Origin of the sequence: Hyphomonas jannaschiana VP2, assembly GCF_000685215.1 — a bacterium.
Classification (GTDB): Bacteria; Pseudomonadota; Alphaproteobacteria; order Caulobacterales; family Hyphomonadaceae; genus Hyphomonas; species Hyphomonas jannaschiana.
Genome location: NZ_ARYJ01000003.1, coordinates 373,502 through 394,430 on the forward strand (window position 1 = coordinate 373,502; position 20,929 = coordinate 394,430).

Consider the following 20,929-nt stretch of genomic DNA (forward strand, 5'->3'; position numbering starts at 1 on the left):
CTTTTTAGATCGCTTTTGCGGTATCTGAAAAGACTGACGGAACCTGCCCTTGGGGAATGTTGCTGAGCCAGTATTTCGTCTGGATCGTAGGCCTACGGAAGGTCATTCCGCTAGGGCAGGTCTTGCTTGCCCGGCGTATGTCCATTCACACTCATGGGAAGAAAGATGAAGGTGAAAGACCATGAAATCCGACTATCAGGCCCTGATTCTGGAGCAGGCTGGTGAGGTTCTGACCATCCGGATGAACCGTCCGGACCGGCTGAATGCGTTGAACCCGCAACTGGTTTCAGAACTCAGAGACGTGTTCCAATCCCTGTATTTCGAGCGGTCTGTCCGAGTGGTCATCCTCGAAGGTGCCGGCCGCGCATTCTGTGCCGGGCTGGACCTCAAGGAGCCTTCAGGAAGCCAGGGCAAAAGAAGTATCGAGCAGGGATTGGACAATCAGAGGTCCATTGCCGAGATCTATGTGGCGATGCGGCGGTGCCCTCAGTCGATTATCAGCCTGGTTCAGGGCGCGGCCAGTGGAGGCGGCTTCGCGCTCGCGCTCGCATCCGACATTCGCATTCTGGCCGAAGATGCGCGTATGAATGCCGCTTTCATCCGGATCGGGCTTTCCTCCTGTGATATGGGCGTTTCCTACTTCCTGCCTCGCATGGTCGGGATGTCTCTTGCCAGCGAGTACATGTTGACCGGGCGGTTTATCACTGCGCAGCGCGCCATGGAGATCGGACTGGCAAACCGCGTGGTTCATGGCAGCGAACTGCGCAGAGAAGCGGACGCCTTCGCCGAGGACATGCTGCATGCGACACCGCTTGGACTGCGCCTGACAAAAGACGGGTTGAATATTGCGGTCGATGTTTCCGGTCTGGAAGCTGCGATGGCGATTGAGGACCGAAACCAGATTCTCACGGCGAACGATCCGAACTTCGCCGAGGGGATCGCGGCGTTTTTCGAAAAGCGTAAACCTAACTACTCCTGAGGCCTGCGAAGTAAATTCGCGCCTATGCCTTTGCGGCATGGCTTGACCCATCCCGGGCAGCCTCTGACACTTGGATGAAACATAATATTAGGAGGCAAACTTGAACCTCGACTTCTCAGACGAGCAGAAGCAGCTGCGCGATCAGGTGCGCCGCTTTCTTGCCGAAAAGTGTCCGCCCGAAACGGTCCGGGCCGTACTGGAAGGCAGCGAGCGCTATGACAAACCGCTCTATGCAGGGCTTGCGGAAATGGGCCTGCTCGGCGCCGCCATCCCGGAAGAATATGGTGGTGTAGGGCTTGGTCACCTCGAGCTTTGTGTTGTGGCAGAAGAGCTCGGACGCGTGCTGGCGCCGGTGCCGGTTTCTTCGTCGATCTATCTGGCTGCGGAATTCCTGATGCAGGCCGGATCCGACAGCCAGAAGGCTGAGTGGCTGCCGAAGCTTGCGTCCGGTGAGGCCATAGGCACATTTGCCCTGGTCGAGGGGCAGGGGCGTGCAAGTCCGGACAAGATCATGGTCCGCGAATCGAATGGGAAACTCTCGGGTACGAAAACGCCGGTCGCAGATGGATGCGATGCAGATTTCGCCGTTGTCGCGGCGCGTGACGAGGAAGGCGGAATATCCCTCTACCTGGTTGCGCTGGACGATGGCAGCGTCGTTCGGGAAGAACTGCAAACCATTGATCCGACGCGAGGTCAGGCACGCATCACGTTCACCAACACTCCGGCTGAGCGCCTGGGGCCTTCAGGCGATGGATGGCATATCGCCTCGCAGGTGATGGACCGGGCGGCGATCCTGATGGCGTTTGAGCAATTGGGTGGTGCGGACCGCACCATGGAAATGGCGCGCGATTATGCGCTGGAACGTATGGCGTTCGGGCGCCCGATCGGCTCTTTCCAGGCGATCAAGCATATGCTGGCCGATATGTATGTGTCTGCCACGCTGGCACGGTCCAATTGCTATTACGGTGCCTGGGCCCTTGGTGCGAGCCCCGCAGAAATGCCGATTGCGGCAGCTACGGCTCGTGTGTCGGCAACGACCGCTTTCCAGCATTGTTCCAAGAACAACATTCAGGTGCATGGCGGTATGGGCTTCACCTGGGCGTTCGATTGCCATCTGTATTACCGGCGATCCAACGCATTGGCCCTGGCGCTCGGATCGCTCTCCACGTGGGAAAGCGAACTGATTGAGCGCATGGGCGCCAGAAACGCAGAAACAGCGGCATAAGGAAGGGCAGGGACATGGATTTCGAAGACACACCCGAAGAAGCAGCTTTCCGTAAGGAAGTCCGGGCCTGGATCGATGCGAACGCACCGAAGCATCTGGAAGACGAATTACGCCGCGCCAATTTTGGGTCCAACGCCGTTGAAAGCGAAGACCCGATTGCTGCAGCCAAGGCGTGGCAGAAGAAGAAATTCGATGCCGGCTGGGCCTGCCTGCATTGGCCGAAGGAATATGGCGGCGCCGCGCGCACCCCGATTGAACGAGTTATCTGGGGCCAGGAAGAAGGGCCCTACGCGGCTCTTGGCGGTTTGTTCACGATCGGCCACGGCATGTGCGGGCCGACCGTCATGGCCTGGGCATCGGAAGAGCAGAAGCGCGAATTGTTGCCGCCGCTCGCAAGTGGCGAAGAGGTCTGGTGCCAGCTCTTCTCCGAACCTGCTGGCGGCTCTGACCTGGCTGGCCTGCGGACGCGCGCCGTGAAAGCAGATGACGGCTCCGGGGACTGGATCATAAACGGCCAGAAAATCTGGACCAGCGGTGCCCAGAATTCAGACTGGGGCCTGTTGATCACGCGGACGGACCCGACTGTGCCAAAGCACAAGGGCCTGACGATGTTCTTCCTTTCGATGAAGACGCCGGGTGTGAAGGTCGTGCCAATCAAGCAGGCAAACGGTGCATCAGGGTTCAATGAAGTCTATTTCACGGATGTCCGCATTCCGGATGCACAGCGACTGGGGGCCGTCGGGCAGGGATGGGAGGTTTCTCTCACCACACTGATGAACGAGCGCCTGTCCATTGGCTCGGGCATGTCCACCGGCTTTCCGGAACTGTTCCGGTTCTGCATGGAGGCCGAAATTGATGGCAAGCCCGCGGTTGAGGATTCTGCTGTCCGGTCGAAGCTCGCTCAATTCGCGGTCCGGCAGAGCGGCCTGAAATATACTGGCATGCGTGCCATTACGGCCCTGTCCAAAGGCGAGACTCCGGGACCGGAAAACTCCATCGGCAAGCTTGTCGCGGGGGCCACATTGCAGGATCTTGCGATCTACGCACTGGACCTTCAGGGACAGGCAGGCGTCCAGTGGGATGAGACGAGTCCGCAGAACGGCCGCTTCCAGTCCATTCTCATGCGCTCTCCGGCGACCCGTATTGAAGGGGGATCGGATGAGATCCTTCGCAACATCATCGGCGAGAGGGTTCTCGGACTGCCAGGCGATATTCGTGTCGACAAGAATGTGCCGTTCAAGGACATTCCAACAAGCGGAACGCGAAAGTCCTAATTGGTTCCGGAGCTTTCCGGGCTGGCAAGCTGGCGCAGGAATGCGGACACCAGAGCGGCAGAGTTCTGCGCGGCGAGGTGTTCGAATGCCCGTATTTCGTTCTGGCTGGCCTCTCCGCCCCCGGCCAGGTCTGAAACGCTCCGGAAGGCGATGAAGGGAATGCCATTGGCGTAGGCGACCATGCCAATGGCGGCCGTTTCCATTTCGACCACTTGCGCATCAAACGTATCGTGCAGGTAGTCGCGATAGGTTCTGTTGTCCATGAACACGGACCCTGAAAGGCCTGCGCCGCCTATCCGGATGACAGGCTCGGACGGAAGGCACTGGCTTTCCTTGTCACAGCGCGTGAGTTCTGTCCGGGAAGATGCTGCGGTGGCGATCTTCAAAAGGCCGGGATCTGCACTGAACCACAGGCGTGGTGCCGGTGCCGGGTCATCGGCGGTGGCAATTCGTACACCGCGCGTTCCCATGAAGCCGAATGTGGGGGCCATGGGCGCAACGCCGGGGAATGGTGCCTTGTAGATGCCAGGTTCCGTTTCCCTCAGATATGTCGCTTCATCATATTTGGCCCAGCGTTCCGGCACGATGACGTCGCCAATGGACAGGTCCGGATCGAGGCTGCCGGCAACGCCGCTGACCACGATGTGCGTGATATTGAATTCGTCCACCAGCCGCTGGGTGTTCATGGTGGCGTTGACGATGCTCACCCCGGTTTTGAACAGGACAACCGGCTGACCCTCCAACTCCCCGGTCCAATAGGAGACGCCCTGGACCTTGTGTTCCTCGGCCTGTTCAAGTGAGGGCAGGAGCACCCGGAATTCCGGACCATACGCCGTGGCGATAGCGATCCGAGCACGCGTATCCGCAACAATCCGGACGGCGCTTGCCGCCGGTTCGGGGGTCGCCTCGGATGGTGGCGTCGCGCAGGCGCCAGCAAGGCTGATGGTCGCGAGCATCAGACATGCAGCGAACCTGCCGGAAAGAGCGTGCAGCATGAAGGGGCGCCTTTCGGGTCAGACGGAGTCGAGGAAGATGAATTTGGTCAGGAAGGCTGCGGCCAGGATGAGCGCGCCGGGACTGATGTCTTTCCACCGGCCTGCGCCGGTTTTCAGGACGACATAGACGATGACGCCGAGGCCGATGCCGTTCGCGATGGAATAGGTCAGCGGCATGGCAATGGCTGTGATGACTGCGGGCATATAGGACGTCGGATCCGACCAGTTCACATGGGTCAGGCCACCGGTCATGAGGCATCCGACATAAACAAGCGCCGGCATGGTGGCGTAGGGCTGCACTGCGCTGGCCAGCGGCGCGAAAAACAGGGCCAGGCAAAACAGGCCAGCGACTGTCACGGCCGTTAGCCCCGTGCGGCCTCCCGCTTTCACGCCGGCAATGCTCTCAATGTAGCTGGTCGCAGAAGAGGTTCCGAGTGCAGCACCTGCAACCGTCGCGGTACTGTCTGCAATCAGGGCTTTGCGAAGGTTGATGACGTGTCCTTTCTCGTCCAGCAGGCCTGCCCGGTGCGCGACAGAGACAAGCGTGCCCGCCGTATCGAACATGTCCACAAACAGGAAGGAGATGACGACGACCGCGATGCCAACCTCCAGCGCCTGGGACCAGTCGAGGGCAAAAAGGGTCGGCTCGATTGAGGGAGGCAGGGAGACCAGTCCCGGAGGCGGCGCGGCACCGATCAGGACGCCCGTCACCGTCGTGACCAGAATGCCGATCAGGATGCCTCCCGGCACCTTCCTGGCTTCCAGAATGCCGATCAGGAAGAAGCACATGATCGCCAGAAGCGCAGGTGTCTGGCCCAGGTCTCCGAGGCCGACGATTGTCGCCGGGTGAGAGACGATGATGCCGACACCGCTCAATCCGATGATGATAAGGAACAGCCCGATGCCGGCGGAGATTGCCATCTTCAATTCCAGCGGAATTGCATTGATGATCCATTCGCGGATCGGCAGCAAACTCAGCGCCACAAAGATCAGGCCGGACAGGAACACCGCCGCCAGTGCGACCTGCCAGGGCAGGCCCATGCCAATCACCACACCATAGGTGAAATAGGCGTTCAGCCCCATGCCGGGCGCAATGGCGATCGGGTAATTGGCATAAAGCCCCATGATTGCGGAGCCGATCGCGGCAGACAGGCAGGTCGCGACGAATACGGCGCCTTTGTCCATGCCCGCATTGGCCAGAATATCTGGGTTCACAAAGATGATGTAGGACATCGCCAGGAAGGTTGTGAGTCCGGCGATGATTTCCGTTCGGGCGGTCGTTCCCCGGGCGTCGAGATCGAAAAGCTTGTTCAGCATCTTAAGGCCAGAATCTCCCGCACGATTTCATCGGAAGACTTGGCATACCGGCGGCCACGTCAAGCCCGGCGGATCGAATAGTTGGCTGGCGGATTGGTCTGGCCGCAAAAAGAACCGTTTCCGGCATAGCTTGCCAAAAGGCATGCCGGAGACAGCATGGTGCAAACCAGAAGCCTGATCGGATGCAATTGCGCGCGTTCAGGATTTGAGCTGCCGCAGTCTACAAGGGCTCCTTGTCGAGTTCACCGACATGAAGAACGGGCGCCGCATCCAGGTTTTCGGCATCCAGCAAGTTGGTTACCTGTTCCAGCGAGGCAATCAGCATCGCCTGTTGCCAGTCCGGCAGGGCATTGAAGCGTTCTGAGAATATCTGGTGCAACGGATCAGGCGCATCCGCCAGCGCGGCCTTGCCCTCCGGCAAGAGGCGTAACCAGACCCGGCGCTTGTCTTCATCGCACTTGCGGCGCGAGATAAGGCCCCGTGCTTCGAGCTTGTCGATCAGGCTGGTGATGGTAGCGTGCTTCAATTGCGTGGCTTCGGCGAGATAGCCCGCCGAAACTTCGGGAAATTCCGTCAGGATGCGCAGCACGCTCAGCTGTGACGGGGTTAGTCCAGCCGTCCGGGCGAGGCGCTTGGATGCCAGCTCGGTCATCCGCTGGATCCTCCTCAAGGCGATAAGCGCGTCTTCAGATCGTGTACTCAATGGCTTCAAACCTAAGATGGCGCGAGGCCCGGACCCAGCGCAGATTTCAGTGGGCCAAGATGTGCCTCATATGGGCGCCATTGTTCAAGTCCGGCCTTGTTGATCGGGCGGCGGACCTGTTCAGAGCTGGCCGTGCGGACAGCGCGCTCCGTCTGGTGGAAGTTCACACAGCGCTCGTCAAAGGGCAGGCCGCAATAATCCAGCAGTTTGCGAACCTGGCTTTCGAGGTCATCAAGGACGTCTTCATGCTGGACCCGTAATATGCGCCCCGGCGGCAGGACGGACTCCCAGTACGCCATCATGTCGACATAGGCGCGATAGTAATGACCGATGTCATCCAGGCTGTAGGTGAATTCCTGCCCCTCCGCGAAGAGTTGCTTGAAGCCCGACCAGCAGCAATCCATCGGGTTGCGGCGCGCGTCGATGATCTTCGCATTCGGCAGGATCAGGTGGATCAGGCCGATATGCCGGAAATTGTTCGGCATCTTGTCCGTAAAGAAGGGCGCGCCCTGCCGGTGGATGCGCGTATTCTCGATATAGTCTTCACCGAGCGCGCAGAGGTCTTCCGCGCTCATTTCATGAAGGATGCGCGGATAGCGATCCCGGTCCGTGATCTGGCTTCGGCCGCGCAGCCGGTGGGCCAGCGAGAGGATGTTGGGGAGTTCCAGCGTGCCGTCGACTTGTGGGTGTGAGGCCAGGATTTGCTCGATCAGCGTGGACCCGGCGCGCGGCAGGCCCACGATAAAGATCGGGTCCGGCGCCGGGCACCCCTTGCCGGACTGTTTTTCAAACAGGTCTCGCGTGCAGTGCGTCTTTTGCGCCGACAATTCTGCCTGCATCTGTTCGGTCGTGTAGCGCACCGTCTGGTGTTTCAGGGCATTGCCGCTGGCATAAGCCGCAAACGCCTTGTCATAGTCTTTCCGGTCTTCCCGGGCCTTGCCGAGGGCGAAGGCGATGTGAATGCGGGACGCATGATCCAGATCCGGGGAGGCTGCGGCCGCTTCCATGGCCGTAAGCTCGGCATCGCTGAAACGATAGGTCTTGAGATTGGCCAGGCCGTACCAGGCGTCACCATGACCCGGCGCAACTTCCGCTGCACGGCGATAGGACGTGATGGCGTCGTCTGTGCGGCCATAGGTCTTCAGGGCATGGCCGCGGGATACGAGCGTGGCCGGATCATCTGGCAGCACGCTCAGGACACGTTCGAAGTAGTCGAGCGCCGTCTCATAGTCCCCGGCCTGCATGCTCTCAATGGCATAGTGGGACTGGAAGACCGGATTGTCCGGATCGCGGTCCATCAGGATCTGCGCCTGTTCCAGCGCTGCGGCGAATTTCTGACGTTTGCGAAGGACCTGAATATAGTCGAGCCGCAGCTGGATATTGTCAGGCGCCAGCTCCACGGCACTTTCCAGCAGGAAGTCGGCGTCTTCCTGAACGCCCAGCCGGGAGCCGATGTCGGCCAGCAGGCGCATGCCTTCCACATGGGTTGGATTGCGTTGGAGGAAGGCGCGCGCGATCTCCTCCGCCCGGAAGATACGGCCTTCATGGATATGATTGGTCACCGCCAGAAGTTCGCGGGGCAGGGTTTGCAGGCGCTGGGCCTGGGCCTGCGCACTGCTCGCTGCAACAGGGTTTCCAGCTGCGGTATGCAGGTCAGCCTGCGCATTCCAGCTGGCGATGAGGGACGGGTTGTAACGTGTGGCGCGTTCAAACGCGGTCAGGGCACCGGCATTGTCCCCCAGTTTCCGGCGCAGGTGGCCCTCTTCCTGCCAGGCCCGGCCATAGTCCGGCGAGGCGGCTTTCAGCTCAGCCAGGCGTGCAAACGCGTCATCATGCCGGTTCTGATAGCGGGCGCAGACCGCCGCCATGTAGAGCGCGTCCCGGTTCTGGGGCTGTGTTGCCAGAATGTCGCCGGTGATTTTCGACGCGGCCTGGAAATCGCCAGCCTGAATGGCTTTCTGCGCCTGCTGCAGGGCATTTTCGGGGGCGGCCAGGTCGGTCATTGCGTCGGGTATTCCTCAATAAGAAAACAGCGCCCTGAAAGTGTCAGGGCGCTGCTTCAGGATCAAGTCTCAGCCTGTCCTAGTAGTCGTAGGAGAAGCGGAAACCGATTGTCCGTGGCCGCATCGGCGTGACGCGTTCGCGGTCATAGACAAAGCTGCCGCTGAGGGCTGCATACTCATTCGTCAGGTTCGAGGCGAACAGTTCGGCCGTCCAGTTGTCACCCGTCACACCGGCGGTGGCGCCAAGCGTCGTATAACCGTCGAGCTTCATCTTGTTGATCTCGATCACATCCGTGAAGGAGTCATCCGAGAAGACGATTTGCGGCATCACGTGCGCGCGCAGCGACTGGCCGGCGATCTGCTGGTCGAGATCCCACTCATAGCGAACGCGCAGATTGCCCTGATAGGACGGCGCGAACGCCAGGTCAGATCCTTTGACGACGTCGTTGGTCGGCACCAGAACTTCCGTGATTTCCGTATCCAGGAAGGAGAAGGCACCGGCGACCGTCAGGCCTTCGATGGAGTACGGCGCCCAGGTGAAGTCACCTTCGACTCCTTTGATTTCCGCATTCGCCGCGTTGTCCGAGAAGAACAGGTTCACGATCGACGGATCGAAGATGGTGGTCTGCAGGCCGTCGACCTCGACAAAGAAGGCAGATCCGTTGAAGCGGAGCGAATTGTCGAAGAGTTCCGTTTTCCAGCCGAACTCATAGTTTTTCACTTCGTCCGTATCCACCGCATACGGCACCACATAGCCACCCGGTCCCTGCGTGCCGCCCGGGCGGTTCAGCAGGCCGGCCCGGAAGCCTTCCGAATAGGTGGCATAGAACAGCAGGTCGGCCGTTGGCGTCCACTCACCGGTGACCTTGTAGATCATGCCGTCTGTGGCGGCCTTGTCCGGGTTGCCTGCCGGTCTGTCCGGGCCGTAAATGTAGGAGATATTGGTACCGAAGACCTGCTGGTCGCTTTCGGTGTACAGGTTGTAGAAGGACGAGTTGGCGCTGCCTTCGAGGTCCACTTCGACATCATAATAACGCGCACCCAGGGTCAGCGAGAACTGATCGGTGATGTCGAACGAGGTTTCACCGAAGATGCCGAACTGCTTGTCCGTCCGCTTCACGTCGTTGCGGAAGATCACGCCCGCCGGGAACGGGCCCGGTTCGCTGTAATACCCCGCATAGGCACTTCCGATTTCGCCGGTGGCATCGGTATTTGTCAGCGGATAGTTCGGTGCAAAGCCGACAGTGCCGTCCGTGTACACGACCTGGGTCGAGCCCGGATAGACGAAGTCGTTGCGCTCAGCCAGTTCGAGGTCGCTGAAGAAGCCGCCGAAGGTTGCGCGCCAGCGATACTGTTCCGGCGTGTTGAAGCGCAGTTCGTGCGTCTGGACCTTGGTTTCGCTGTCCGATGTCACATAGAGGTTCGGCGCGTAGCATGTGCCCGTCGGGGCAACACCGGCGGCCGGATAGGTCACCGAATAGTCGCAGATATAGTAGGGCAGGTACTGGCCGACGAAGAGATAGTCCGAATAGTCGACCACCTGTTCCGTCGTCCGCTCAGTATACGCACCGGTGTAGATGGCTTCGAGGGCGCCGAGGCGGCCGTTCACCGTCCAGGCGGTGTTGCTGAACTTGTCCTCGGTGCTTTCCGGCGTGAAGCGGACGATGTCGTAATCGTCCAGTTCCGGATCGGCGGAGAACACACCTTCGGCATCGATCTGCTGTTGCGAGTGCTGGAGCAGGATGTCCCAGTCCTCGTTGATTTCATACAGGCCGCTCAGGCGGAAACCCTGATAGGTCACGTCATTGATGTCGTTTTCGGCGATCGTACCGTTGTTGGCAGCAATGAAATTGACGTTGGACAGGTCAGCACCTGCCTGGAAGCCGGCGCGCTGGGCATTCACCGGAACGCCGTTTGCGCGAACAGTGCCTTCCGGACGGAAACGGGCAGACTCTTCCGCCGTCAGAACGCCGCCGACATTGTCGATATAGCCGCCTTGCGTGTCGGTGTAGACCACGCCGCGGACCGCGAACTTGTCGCTGACCGGCAGATTGACCATCGCTTCGACACTGTTGCTCATCTCACCGCCATCGGTGAACGAGGTGGACGCGCTGAAGCCTGCATCGAAGCCGTTCAGCGACGGCTTGTTGGTGATCATGCGGACCGTACCGGCCTGCGAGCTGGCCCCGAAGAGCGTGCCCTGCGGGCCGGAGAGGACTTCCACGCGCTCAATATCGGCCGCGTAGACGTCGAGGTTGCGGCCCGGCTGGGCCAGCGGCTGTTCGTCGAGATAGAAGCTGACATTCGGGGCAAGGCCCGCAACGCCAGCAACCGTCAGGTTCGGCGTCGTCGAGGCGAGGCCGCGGATATAGATTGTGTTCTGGCCGGGGCCAGCGCCGCCAGCGGTCACCCCCGGCAGCTGGATCAGATAGTCATTGAAGCTTTTCACGCCGAGCGCTTCAAGCTCCTGTTCGCCGAGCGCCGTCACAGCAACAGGAATGCTCTGGGCGCTTTCGGCGCGCTTGGTGGCCGTCACGGTCACGGCCTGAAGGCGCTTCACTTTCGCGGCCGGCTGAGCCGGTGCGGTTTCCTGGGCCTGTGCATGTGACGCGGCAATGCCGGCGATCGCGAGAAGCGACGCACCGTATTTGAACTTCTTCATTATCTTCCCCTTGGGTCAGCTCCAGCCGTGGCGCGCACAACAAAGCGGCGCGCAGCATTCGAATCGTGGCTGCTCGATAGGGTCGAGGTAACGGGTTATTTCGATAATCTAAAGGGCTGGAGGTGAATATAACTCAGGATTAGGTGCAATCTGTTACACAAAGTCCACATTTTATGGATTGGTTGCTGGTGGTCTGCAGTCCGATAATTTGACTATCGACGTAATTACGGCAATAGCCGCTTATGGCCCAAGATTTCGAACCGAACGCCGCGGATGTTGATGCGACCGAAGCAGAGACCTCCGAAGAGGAAACTCTGTTTGTATACGAGACCGATTACGAAGTCGGTCAGGACAATGTCGAAATCGCGGGGCTTGACGTTCACAACCCGGTTTTCTTCCTGAGCGCAGGCCTGATCGTTCTGTTCTCGGCAATGAGCCTGCTGTTCCCGGAATCGGCGACGCAATATCTGACAGCCGCCAAGACCTGGACGCTGCAACGGGCAGACTGGCTGTTTGCGGTGACACCGCTGATCGTCTTCGCTTTTGTGCTTTACCTCACCTTTAGCCCCCTCGGAAAAATTCGTCTGGGCGGGGCGGCGGCCGAACCTGAATTCAAGACCCATTCCTGGGTTGCCATGCTGTTTGCGGCCGGTGTGGGCGTGGGCTTCATGTTCTACGGCGCAGCCGAACCGCTTGCCTACTACACCGACTGGTATGGCACCCCGCTGAACGCTGTCCCTGAAACGCCTGCGGCCGAGCGGCTTGCTTTCAGTGCCACGATTTTCCACTGGGGGCTGGCCCCCTGGGCGATATACGCCATTGTCGGGCTGGCGCTTGGCTTCTTTGCCCATAACAAGGGGCTGCCGCTCAGCATCCGGTCTGCCTGTTACCATGTGTTCGGTGAGCGCGTCTGGGGCTGGCCCGGGCACATCATCGACATGTTCGCGGTGGTCTCGACCGTCTTTGGCCTGGCTACAACGATCGGGATCGGTGCGACCCAGGCCTCGAGCGGGATCGCATATCTTTTCGGGTTCGAGCCGAACCGCTACCTGCAGATCGCCCTGATCGTCTTCATGACTGGCCTGGCTGTGCTTTCGGTCCTGCGCGGCATGGATGGCGGGGTGAAGCTTCTCAGCAATATCAATATGAGCATTGCCTTTGGCCTGCTGATCTTCGTCGTCATCGCCGGGCCGACCATCCTCATCTTCACAGGCCTCGGCCAGAATTTGTGGGCCTACATCACCGATACACCAGCCCTCACCAACTGGGTGGATCGTCCTGACATCGTGTGGTTCCACGACTGGACCATCTTCTACTGGGCCTGGTGGATCTCCTGGTCACCCTTTGTCGGCATGTTCATCGCCCGCATCTCGAAAGGGCGGACTGTCCGGGAATATTTCGGCGTGGTTCTGCTGGCGCCTTTCACCATCTGCGTCATCTGGTTCACCGCGTTCGGCGAAACGGCTCTGACCCTCAACCAATCGGGTACGGGCGAACTGGCTGACGGCATGACCAGCGCATCGCTTGTCCTGTTCCAGATGCTGGCAGACCTGCCCCTGGCGCAGATCACCTCAATCATCGCGATTTTCCTTCTGGTCGTCTTCATCGTCACGTCGGCGGACTCCGGGGCGCTTGTGGTCGACACGATTACCAGCGGCGGAAAGACGGATGCGCCTGTAACCCAGCGCGTGTTCTGGGCCTGCATGCTGGGGCTGACCGCATCAGCACTGCTTTACGGTGGGGGGACGGATGTCCTGCAATCGCTGCAGGCGGGCACGATCACGGCGGCCCTGCCGTTCACCTTCATCCTGCTGGCGTGCTGTTTCAGTCTGTATCTTGGCCTGCGCGATGAGTTGCGCGCGATGAAGAACCATGAAGCGGAAATTGCCGAACAGGCAGGCGAAACGGAAGAGGCCAGCCAGTCCGCGTGATGGGAAATGGACCCGCTCTGCGCCGGCCACCAATTTTCTCCACATTTGACCATTAAACGCTCACCGGCCGATTGCGCGAATTATCGTGTGAAGATCGCGTGACAAGCGCGTTAACATTTCTTACGTTGCGTCGTAGGGGAATTAGGGTTGATGACGGGAATAGCTGCAAGATCAGAATCAGAGTCGGCCCCCACGCCTGAAACGGTGCGTGTGATCGGTCGCGTCAAATGGTTCGACAGCGCCAAGGGCTACGGGTTCATCGTGGCGGAATCGACCTCGGACCCGGGGCTGACCGGCGATGTCATGATTCACATCACCTGCCTGCGTTCCTATGGCGAAACCTATGCCGATGAGGGCGCCCGCATCGTCTGCAACGCCATGCAGACCGAACGCGGCTGGCAGACCGCCAGCATTATCGAAATGGAGCGTCCGAAGGCCGTCGTGGCGCGGGAGCTGGGCGTGGAGCCGGCTTATGAGCCTGTTACCCTGAAGTGGTTCAACCGGGCGCGCGGCTATGGTTTCGTGCAGCGGGAAGGCAAGGATGAGGACATTTTCGTCCATGCCGTTGTGCTGCGCAAAGCGGGCCATGAAGAGATCGAGCCGGGCACCGCTCTGGAGGCCATCATCGAGGACGGCGCCAAGGGCGAGCACGTCACCAGCCTGAAGCCGCGCTGACGACACATTCCAACCGCCACGAATGCTTGCCGCTGGTCTGAGCGGCGGCTAAACCATGAGGCATGAAACGCTTTCTTGTCAGCGGCATGGCCGCGTTCGCCCTCGTTCTTTCCGCGCCGGCTGCCCTGGCCGAGCTGGAAACCAGCCCGCTGACCATCGAATCCGCGAATGGCGCCCACGCCTTCACGGTTGAGATCGCCGACGAACCGGAAGAAATCACCACCGGCCTCATGAACCGTGAGAGCATGGACCCGGATGCGGGCATGCTGTTCGACTTCGGCCAGCCGCGCGAAGCGGCGATGTGGATGAAGAACACGCTGATCCCGTTGGACATGCTGTTCATGGACCCGCAAGGCAAGGTCATCGCCATCGCACGTGAGACCGTACCCGGCTCCCTGCGCACCATCACGCCCGGCGTGCCGGTGAAATCAGTCCTGGAGCTGAATGGCGGCCGCGCCGAGGAGCTGGGCATCGAACCCGGCGATAAAGTGATCCACCCCATTTTCGGCAACGCTGACGAATGAGCGAAGACGGCGCGCTGAAGCCGCCGCCGCCCGGCTTTGCGCCGCGCCCCACGCGCGGCAAATTCTCGATCCATAATGGCCCGTCCTACCTGGCAACGGGCGAGGGCGACCTTCGCAGCGGCATCTGGGTGCTGGACCGCCACTGCAACGGCATGGGCTTCATGCATGGCGGCATGATCTGCGCCTTTGCCGACAGCGCGCTGGCCTGGGCTGTGTGGTCTGCGACCGAACGCATGTCCGTGACAATCAAGCTGACCATGGAATTCATGGGCATCGTGCCGGAAGGCAGCTGGCTGGAAGCGCACCCGCAGGTCAAAGGCGTGGATGGCGACCTTGTTCACGTCATGGCGGACATGAAGACCGAGGACGGCGCGCTGGTGGCACGGGCCGATGCGGTCTTCCGGTCCCTGCGGCGCCGCAAGGCCTGACCGTTACCGGTCAGGCGTCAATGCCGAGTTCTGCAAGCGCGAACGCCTTGATGGACTTGTAGTCCGCCTTGCCGTTCACCGCGCGGCCGAGATCGTCCTTGAACAGGATCCGCTTCGGCGCCTTGTAATGGGCGAGCTTCGTTTTCACGAACTCCCGCAGGGAGGCCTCGTCGGCCTGTCCGTCGAGCGACACCACGGCCGTGATGGCCTGGCCCCATTTGTCATCCGGCACGCCGACGACCAGCGCGTCCTTCACGGCGTCATGCGCCTTCAGGGCTTCCTCGACTTCTTCCGGATAGACCTTTTCACCAGCGGTGTTGATGCAATTTGAGCCCCGGCCGAGCAGGGTGATCGTGCCGTCCGGTTCCACGGTACACCAGTCTCCGGGTACGGAGTACCGCACGCCGTTGATCGTCTTGAACGTCTTCTCGGTTTTCTCCGGATCCTTGTAATAGCCGAGCGGCACCGCGCCGCCGCGGGCGATAAAGCCTGCCTCGCCGCTGCCCGGCACGACTTCGCGGCCATCCTCTGTGAACACTTTGCACTTTGAGCCGATGGTGAACTTCGACGTCTTCACCTCGCCGTCCGCAGTCATGATGGATGTGCCGAAGCCGACCGCTTCAGAGGCGCCGAAACTGTCGGTCATGGCAGCGTTCGGCATGTGGCGCAGCAGGCCGCGCTTCACTTCTGTGCTCCACATGACACCGGACGAGATGATGCCCACCACCGTGTCCAGCTTGTGCTTGCCGGGATTGGCGTCGAGATAGGCCAGCATCGGCTTGCCGAACGCATCGCCCACGATGGCCATATTGGTCACGCCCTCCCGTTCGATGGTTTCGAACAGGTTCTGCGGATCGAAATGCTTGTTTTCCGTGAGGGTCACGATGGTGCCCCCGCCGACCAATGAGCCCATGGCCGTGAACAAGCCTGTGCCGTGCATGAGCGGGCATGCGGGAATGTTGCGGACATGCCGGCCTAGCGCCTGCGCCGCCATGACATGTTCCTCAATGTTCTTCGGCACCGGCAGGCCCTGCGCTTCGGCGCCTTCCATGCCGGCCTGGCGCCAGATCTTGTGGGACCACATCACGCCTTTCGGCATGCCGGTCGTGCCGCCGGTATAGAGAAAGAGCAGGTCATCGCCGGACCGGGGAAAACCGAGCGGGGACGGGTCGCCCTGTGTGGCAAGGTCTTCATAGGCCACGGCGAAGTCCGCCGTCTCGCCGCCGCCGATCTGGACCCAGCTGGTTACGTTCGGAAGGCGCGGCTGAACCTTTTTCACCTGGTCCATGAACTCGACATCGAAGAACACGACCGTCGCATCGGAATTGTCGAAGATGTAGAACAGCTCGTCTTCGAGATAGCGGTAATTGACGTTCACATGCGTCAGGCGGCCTTTGAAACAGGCGGCGAGCCCTTCCATGTATTCCGGCTGGTTGCGCAGATAGAAGCCGACCTTGTCGCCTGTCTTCGCGCCCCGTGCCAGCAGGTTGCGCGCCATCCGGTTGGAGCGGGCCGTCATGTCCGGCCAGGTGATGCGCCGGTCGCCATGGACCAGGGCAATATCGTCCGGCCCGAGCGCCGCGCCGACCGCGTCCAGCAAATCACCGAGATTCCAGAAATCCTGCGAGCTCATCATTTCCTCCTCCTGCCGGTCTTCGCCAGCTCTGTGCCAATGCTACGGAGTGGAAGGGCGCCCCGCAATCGTTCCGTTGGGTAAGAGGTCAGGATTGACCAATCCGGGGGAGGCGTGCCGGTCCCAAAAGAAAAGCGGCCCCCCGTTTCCGGGAGGCCGCCTTGTTTTCCGGATAAGTGTCCGGGCGGGGCTTAGAAGCCCATGCCGCCCATGCCACCCATGCCGCCCATGTCCGGCATGCCGCCGCCGGCAGCTTCCTTCTTCGGCGCTTCGGCGATCGCAGCTTCCGTCGTGATCAGCAGGCCAGCCACGGAGGAGGCGTTCTGCAGGGCCGAACGGACAACTTTGACCGGGTCGATGACACCCATGGCAACCAGGTCGCCATATTCTTCGGTCTGGGCGTTGAAGCCGTGCGAGCGCGACTTGGTCTGCAGGATCGTGTTCACGACCACAGAACCTTCGACACCAGCGTTTTCGGCGATCTGACGCACCGGAGCTTCAAGCGCCTTGCGGACGATGTCGATGCCGGCTTTCTCGTCATCATTGTCGCCAACGACGTCGATGTTCTTGGAGGCGCGGAGCAGGGCCGTACCACCACCCGGGACGATGCCTTCTTCGACAGCGGCGCGGGTTGCGTTCAGGGCGTCGTCGACGCGGTCCTTACGCTCTTTCACTTCGACTTCGGTTGCGCCGCCGACCTTGATCACGGCAACACCGCCAGCGAGTTTCGCCAGGCGTTCCTGCAGCTTCTCACGGTCATAGTCGGACGAGGTGTCTTCGATCTGCTTGCGGATCTGGGACACGCGGGCTTCGATGTCTTTCTTCTTGCCGGCGCCGTCGACGATGGTCGTGTTGTCCTTGTCGATGGTGATGCGCTTGGCGGTGCCGAGCATTTCCATGCCGACGTTTTCCAGCTTGATGCCGAGGTCTTCAGAGATGACCTGGCCGCCGGTGAGGACAGCGATGTCCTGCAGCATGGCCTTGCGGCGGTCGCCGAAGCCCGGGGCTTTGACGGCAGCGATTTTCAGGCCGCCGCGCAGCTTGTTGACCACGAGGGTGGCCAGGGCTTCGCCGTCGACGTCTTCAGCGATGATCAGAAGCGGCTTCTGGGACTGAACGACCTGCTCCAGGATCGGCAGCATCGGCTGCAGGCTGGACAGCTTCGATTCGTGCAGCAGGATGTAGCAGTCGTCGAGCTCTGCGATCATCTTGTCCGGGTTGGTGATGAAGTACGGCGACAGGTAGCCGCGGTCGAACTGCATGCCTTCGACGACGTCGAGTTCGGTTTCGAGCGACTTGGCTTCTTCAACCGTGATGACGCCTTCATTGCCGACTTTCGCCATGGCTTCAGCGATCATCGCACCGACTTCGGTTTCGCCGTTGGCGGAGATGGTGCCGACCTGGGCGATCTCTTCGTTGGTCTTCACCTTCTTGGAGTGGTGAGCGAGGTCTTTGACGACTTCGGCCGCAGCCTTGTCGATACCGCGCTTCAGGTCCATCGGGTTCATGCCGGCGGCGACGCGCTTCATGCCTTCGCGGACGATGGCCTGGGCGAGAACGGTTGCCGTCGTGGTGCCGTCACCTGCCACATCATTGGCCTTCGAAGCGACTTCGCGCAGCATCTGTGCGCCCATGTTTTCGAGCTTGTCTTCCAGCTCGATCTCTTTTGCGACGGTGACGCCGTCCTTCGTGGTGCGCGGGGCGCCGAAGGATTTTTCGATGACGACGTTACGGCCTTTCGGGCCGAGCGTCACTTTTACGGCGTTGGCCAGCGTGTCGACGCCCTTGAGCATCTTTTCGCGGGCGTCAGCGCCAAAAACTACGTGTTTTGCAGCCATTTCGAGTTACCTCTTTGAATTTGCTGTATTTCTGGAAAGCGTTCAGGGGCGGAGATTACTTCTCCAGCACACCCATGATGTCGCTCTCTTTCATGATGAGCAGGTCTTCGCCGTTGACGGAGACTTCCGTGCCGGACCATTTGCCGAACAGGACGCGGTCGCCCTTTTTCACGTCCAGAGCGATGGTCTTGCCATCTTCACCGGTTGTGCCTTTACCGACAGCGACCACTTCACCTTCCTGCGGCTTTTCCTTAGCCGTGTCGGGAATGATGATGCCGCCCTTGGTCTTTTCCTCTTCCTTGACGCGACGTACGACGACGCGATCGTGCAGGGGACGAAGTTTCATGGCTGTTTGCCCTCTAATCTTGAATGCGAGTTTGAATAGATCTCACGGGAGCCAGCAGCCTGCAGCAGCGAATTAGCACTCACCCTTGCCGACTGCTAGCGGTGCACCGGAGGTAGGGCCCGGACCGAAGAGCGTCAACTGGATAATTGCAAAATTTTTTCACGTCCGGGCAGCGCCGGAACCCCTGTGCCAACGTCTCCTGGCGCTTCCTCGAGGCGTTTCAAAAGTCTGAAGCCGGGGCGCCAAATTTGCCGGCCCGGTTTCGCGTCATCGTAGCCATTCCATGTAATAACTACGCCACAACCCGGCAGGAGACGGGCATAATAACCAGGAGATGGGATCGAATGAGCGCCTACGCACGGGACATAAAAGACTCGCTGACCTTTTTCGTTTTCGTTGCGACGACAGCGCTCTGCCTGTCGTTCACCTTCTCCGTTTTCGTCTACCGTCTTGGTGTGCTGGAAGATCCCCAGCGTTTCCTCGTCGCAAACCTGGTTGTCGCAGCCTGCGTGGCCATCCCGACGGCAACGATCGCTTCCCAGCACGAGTTTCAGCTGAAGCGGTACCAGCGCCAGCTCGAATCCCTGGCCTCGACCGACCCGCTGACCGGCCTGCTGAACCGGCGTTTCTTCCGCATTTCCGCCGAAGACGAGATGAAGCGCCAGCGCCGCATGGGCGGCATGGCCGCGCTCATCCTGTTCGATCTCGACCAGTTCAAACGCGTCAATGACCGCTACGGCCACCAGGCGGGCGATGCGCTGCTCAAGCGGATTGCCGAAATCGCCTATTCCGAACTGCGCGGGCCGTTCGACAAGCTCGGCCGCTGGGGCGGGGAGGAATTTGTCGTGCTCCTGTCCAGCGTCAACCGGGACCAGGCCTGGCTGGTCTGTGACCGGCTGCGCGAGCGTCTGGAACACACGGAGATCGACTATAATGGCGAGAAGATCTCGGTCACGGCCAGCTTCGGTTACGAAATGCTGACCCCGGATGCCGCCTTCGACCGCGTTGTGGAGTCTGCCGACAAGGCGCTGTACGTCTCCAAGTCGACCGGCCGGAACCGCATCACCTATGCCGGGCCGCGCCTCGCCGCGACGGCCTGATCGCGCCCCACCGGCCAGGACGGGCTGGATTCCGGCGCATCTGCACGGCATGACAGGGTGCAGGGGGACTCGCCATGGACATCGGTAACAGCAGCCATATCGACAATGCGATCCGCAGGGCCCGGCCGCTGAGCCTGCTGGCCAGCCAGCGGCCCGAATTTGCCGACGCCGAACGCATCTGGGAGACCGAACTCGCCCCGGAACTTGGCGCGCGTGAAGCGGTGCGCAAGCAAACCATTTCCCGGGCGAAGTCCCGCACCTTTCTGGGGCTGCTCGTGGCCGTGCCGCTCGCGCTCTTCATCATGGTGCTGTCGGGGGGAGCGGGCTTTCTCTTTCCGCTGTCCTTCTTCCTGGGGGCGATCATTGTCGTCCTCATTTCCGGCTTTGACTGGCTGAAGGTCTATTCCCTGAAGTCCGCCACCAAGGACCTGATCCTCAAGGCGGCGTGCAAGCCGTTTGGCTTCAACTACGAAACCCTTCACCCGGACCTCTCCGGCATCGAGGATTTCCAGTCCCTGAAAACCCGCGGCAAGGAATTGATGGAAACCATCGCCGGGCCGCAGAAGGGGGAGGCGAAGACCATCTCCACCCTGTTCGGGGACATCCAGGTCACCACCCATGACGGGGCCGGCCAGCCGCCGCCGACCCCGGCCTACCAGCTCCTGAAAGACGCGGCCCTCCTGCCGGGGCACAGCCGGCGCAAATTCGAGGACCTGATCGAAGGCGAACGGGCCGGTACGAAATTCGCCCTCGTTGAGGCAAAGCTCGATACCGGCGGCAAGAACAGCAAGACCGTGTTCCAGGGCATCCTCATCCATATTGAATACCCCCAGCCCTTTTCCGGCCGTACGCTGATGGCCCGGTCCGGCTGGTGGAAGCGCGGCAAGGGCGCGGGCGATCTCAAAAAGGTCGACCTGATTTCCCGGGAGCTCGACGAAGCCTTCACCGTCTATTCCAGCGACCAGGTGGAGGCGCGCGCCTTGCTCTCGCCGGACCGGATGGAGCGGCTCATCGCGCTGGAGCGGCATTTCTCAGGCGGCAAGCTGCGCGGCCTCTTCGATCAGGGCCACATGACGCTGGCCCTCGAAGCGGACAATCAGTTCGAGGCCGGCTCGGTCTTCCAGCCGCTGGTCGACCCGCGCCGTTTCTCGACGGCCTTGTCGGAACTGGGCCTCGTCTGCGACCTGATCGACGGCTTCCTCACTCGCGAATGGGTCCAGGGCCGCCTCTGATCCTGTATAGTCCGGTATAGTCCGGTATAGTCAGTTATAGTCCGTTATAATCATGACTGGTCAT

The 20,929-nt window shown here is 60.7% G+C and carries 17 protein-coding genes; 9 read left to right on the forward strand and 8 right to left on the reverse strand.

Annotated elements, in window-relative coordinates; all coding sequences use genetic code 11:
• Positions 1 to 181 precede the first annotated feature (181 nt).
• The 3 genes from HJA_RS06480 (at position 182) to HJA_RS06490 (ending at position 3,478) form a co-directional block, all read left to right on the forward strand.
• Entirely contained in the window at positions 182 to 979 is a 798-nt protein-coding gene (locus HJA_RS06480; protein ID WP_035579612.1) for an enoyl-CoA hydratase/isomerase family protein, read from the forward strand.
• A 100-nt stretch (positions 980 to 1,079) separates the two neighbouring features.
• On the forward strand, positions 1,080 to 2,204 hold the full coding sequence (locus HJA_RS06485; RefSeq protein WP_035579614.1) for an acyl-CoA dehydrogenase family protein: 1,125 nt from the start codon (positions 1,080 to 1,082) through the stop codon (positions 2,202 to 2,204).
• 14 nt (positions 2,205 to 2,218) lie between these two features.
• A complete protein-coding gene (locus HJA_RS06490) occupies positions 2,219 to 3,478 on the forward strand; it encodes an acyl-CoA dehydrogenase family protein (RefSeq protein WP_035579616.1) in 1,260 nt (419 codons plus the stop codon).
• Here the strand turns inward: HJA_RS06490 and HJA_RS06495 are convergent.
• From HJA_RS06495 to HJA_RS06515, 5 genes are all read right to left on the reverse strand, one after another.
• Positions 3,475 to 4,473 (reverse strand): 5'-methylthioadenosine/S-adenosylhomocysteine nucleosidase, encoded by a 999-nt coding sequence (locus HJA_RS06495; RefSeq protein ID WP_081814571.1) that lies wholly within the window; start codon positions 4,471 to 4,473, stop codon positions 3,475 to 3,477. The genes HJA_RS06490 and HJA_RS06495 overlap by 4 nt on opposite strands.
• Positions 4,474 to 4,491: 18 nt before the next feature.
• Positions 4,492 to 5,790 (reverse strand): NCS2 family permease, encoded by a 1,299-nt coding sequence (locus tag HJA_RS06500; RefSeq protein ID WP_035579618.1) that lies wholly within the window; start codon positions 5,788 to 5,790, stop codon positions 4,492 to 4,494.
• A gap of 220 nt (positions 5,791 to 6,010) precedes the next feature.
• Positions 6,011 to 6,442 carry a MarR family winged helix-turn-helix transcriptional regulator gene (locus HJA_RS06505; protein WP_051597439.1) on the reverse strand — a complete coding sequence of 144 codons (432 nt, stop codon included), beginning with the start codon at positions 6,440 to 6,442 and terminating at the stop codon, positions 6,011 to 6,013.
• Positions 6,443 to 6,504: 62 nt separating this feature from the next.
• Complete coding sequence (locus tag HJA_RS06510; RefSeq protein WP_035579622.1) at positions 6,505 to 8,496, reverse strand: tetratricopeptide repeat-containing sulfotransferase family protein; 1,992 nt, start codon at positions 8,494 to 8,496, stop codon at positions 6,505 to 6,507.
• A 79-nt stretch (positions 8,497 to 8,575) separates the two neighbouring features.
• Positions 8,576 to 11,158, reverse strand: coding sequence for a TonB-dependent receptor (locus HJA_RS06515; protein WP_035579624.1), 2,583 nt, complete (start codon positions 11,156 to 11,158; stop codon positions 8,576 to 8,578).
• Positions 11,159 to 11,400: 242 nt separating this feature from the next.
• Here HJA_RS06515 and HJA_RS06520 point away from each other — a divergent pair, with 242 nt between their 5' ends.
• The 4 genes from HJA_RS06520 to HJA_RS06535 all read left to right on the forward strand — a co-directional run bounded on the left by HJA_RS06520 (position 11,401) and on the right by HJA_RS06535 (position 14,716).
• On the forward strand, positions 11,401 to 13,089 hold the full coding sequence (locus tag HJA_RS06520; RefSeq protein ID WP_081814572.1) for a BCCT family transporter: 1,689 nt from the start codon (positions 11,401 to 11,403) through the stop codon (positions 13,087 to 13,089).
• Between the two features lie 150 nt (positions 13,090 to 13,239).
• Positions 13,240 to 13,764, forward strand: a complete 525-nt coding sequence (locus tag HJA_RS06525; RefSeq protein ID WP_035579626.1) for a cold-shock protein — start codon at positions 13,240 to 13,242, stop codon at positions 13,762 to 13,764.
• Between the two features lie 62 nt (positions 13,765 to 13,826).
• Positions 13,827 to 14,288, forward strand: coding sequence for a DUF192 domain-containing protein (locus HJA_RS06530; protein ID WP_035579628.1), 462 nt, complete (start codon positions 13,827 to 13,829; stop codon positions 14,286 to 14,288).
• Positions 14,285 to 14,716: a PaaI family thioesterase gene (locus tag HJA_RS06535; RefSeq protein WP_035579630.1), complete on the forward strand. Its 432-nt coding sequence runs from the start codon at positions 14,285 to 14,287 to the stop codon at positions 14,714 to 14,716. Before HJA_RS06530 ends, HJA_RS06535 begins: the two co-directional genes overlap by 4 nt.
• A 10-nt stretch (positions 14,717 to 14,726) precedes the next feature.
• On the opposite strand, the gene HJA_RS06540 is transcribed toward HJA_RS06535, so the two are convergent.
• From HJA_RS06540 to groES, 3 genes are all read right to left on the reverse strand, one after another.
• Positions 14,727 to 16,352 (reverse strand): acyl-CoA synthetase, encoded by a 1,626-nt coding sequence (locus HJA_RS06540; RefSeq protein WP_035579632.1) that lies wholly within the window; start codon positions 16,350 to 16,352, stop codon positions 14,727 to 14,729.
• Positions 16,353 to 16,540: 188 nt separating this feature from the next.
• On the reverse strand, positions 16,541 to 18,187 hold the full coding sequence (gene groL / locus HJA_RS06545; RefSeq protein ID WP_035579634.1) for a chaperonin GroEL: 1,647 nt from the start codon (positions 18,185 to 18,187) through the stop codon (positions 16,541 to 16,543).
• A gap of 55 nt (positions 18,188 to 18,242) precedes the next feature.
• Positions 18,243 to 18,533: a co-chaperone GroES gene (gene groES / locus HJA_RS06550; RefSeq protein WP_035579636.1), complete on the reverse strand. Its 291-nt coding sequence runs from the start codon at positions 18,531 to 18,533 to the stop codon at positions 18,243 to 18,245.
• A 344-nt stretch (positions 18,534 to 18,877) separates the two neighbouring features.
• Here groES and HJA_RS06555 point away from each other — a divergent pair, with 344 nt between their 5' ends.
• The gene (locus tag HJA_RS06555; RefSeq protein ID WP_051597440.1) at positions 18,878 to 19,633 is read left to right on the forward strand and encodes a GGDEF domain-containing protein; all 756 of its coding nucleotides are present in this window, start codon (positions 18,878 to 18,880) and stop codon (positions 19,631 to 19,633) included.
• Between the two features lie 74 nt (positions 19,634 to 19,707).
• Complete coding sequence (locus tag HJA_RS06560) at positions 19,708 to 20,865, forward strand: DUF3137 domain-containing protein (protein ID WP_035579638.1); 1,158 nt, start codon at positions 19,708 to 19,710, stop codon at positions 20,863 to 20,865.
• Positions 20,866 to 20,929 lie beyond the last annotated feature (64 nt).

What these genes read in the sequence shown, in the direction of transcription:
- HJA_RS06480 (WP_035579612.1), top strand. Translation starts at nt 182, where the DNA reads ATGAAATCCGACTATCAGGCCCTGATTCTGGAGCAGGCTGGTGAGGTT.
- HJA_RS06490 (WP_035579616.1), top strand. Translation starts at nt 2,219, where the DNA reads ATGGATTTCGAAGACACACCCGAAGAAGCAGCTTTCCGTAAGGAAGTC.
- HJA_RS06495 (WP_081814571.1), bottom strand. Translation starts at nt 4,473, where the DNA reads ATGCTGCACGCTCTTTCCGGCAGGTTCGCTGCATGTCTGATGCTCGCG.
- HJA_RS06500 (WP_035579618.1), bottom strand. Translation starts at nt 5,790, where the DNA reads ATGCTGAACAAGCTTTTCGATCTCGACGCCCGGGGAACGACCGCCCGA.
- HJA_RS06505 (WP_051597439.1), bottom strand. Translation starts at nt 6,442, where the DNA reads ATGACCGAGCTGGCATCCAAGCGCCTCGCCCGGACGGCTGGACTAACC.
- HJA_RS06510 (WP_035579622.1), bottom strand. Translation starts at nt 8,496, where the DNA reads ATGACCGACCTGGCCGCCCCCGAAAATGCCCTGCAGCAGGCGCAGAAA.
- HJA_RS06515 (WP_035579624.1), bottom strand. Translation starts at nt 11,158, where the DNA reads ATGAAGAAGTTCAAATACGGTGCGTCGCTTCTCGCGATCGCCGGCATT.
- HJA_RS06520 (WP_081814572.1), top strand. Translation starts at nt 11,401, where the DNA reads ATGGCCCAAGATTTCGAACCGAACGCCGCGGATGTTGATGCGACCGAA.
- HJA_RS06525 (WP_035579626.1), top strand. Translation starts at nt 13,240, where the DNA reads ATGACGGGAATAGCTGCAAGATCAGAATCAGAGTCGGCCCCCACGCCT.
- HJA_RS06530 (WP_035579628.1), top strand. Translation starts at nt 13,827, where the DNA reads ATGAAACGCTTTCTTGTCAGCGGCATGGCCGCGTTCGCCCTCGTTCTT.
- HJA_RS06535 (WP_035579630.1), top strand. Translation starts at nt 14,285, where the DNA reads ATGAGCGAAGACGGCGCGCTGAAGCCGCCGCCGCCCGGCTTTGCGCCG.
- HJA_RS06540 (WP_035579632.1), bottom strand. Translation starts at nt 16,352, where the DNA reads ATGATGAGCTCGCAGGATTTCTGGAATCTCGGTGATTTGCTGGACGCG.
- groL (WP_035579634.1), bottom strand. Translation starts at nt 18,187, where the DNA reads ATGGCTGCAAAACACGTAGTTTTTGGCGCTGACGCCCGCGAAAAGATG.
- groES (WP_035579636.1), bottom strand. Translation starts at nt 18,533, where the DNA reads ATGAAACTTCGTCCCCTGCACGATCGCGTCGTCGTACGTCGCGTCAAG.
- HJA_RS06555 (WP_051597440.1), top strand. Translation starts at nt 18,878, where the DNA reads ATGAGCGCCTACGCACGGGACATAAAAGACTCGCTGACCTTTTTCGTT.
- HJA_RS06560 (WP_035579638.1), top strand. Translation starts at nt 19,708, where the DNA reads ATGGACATCGGTAACAGCAGCCATATCGACAATGCGATCCGCAGGGCC.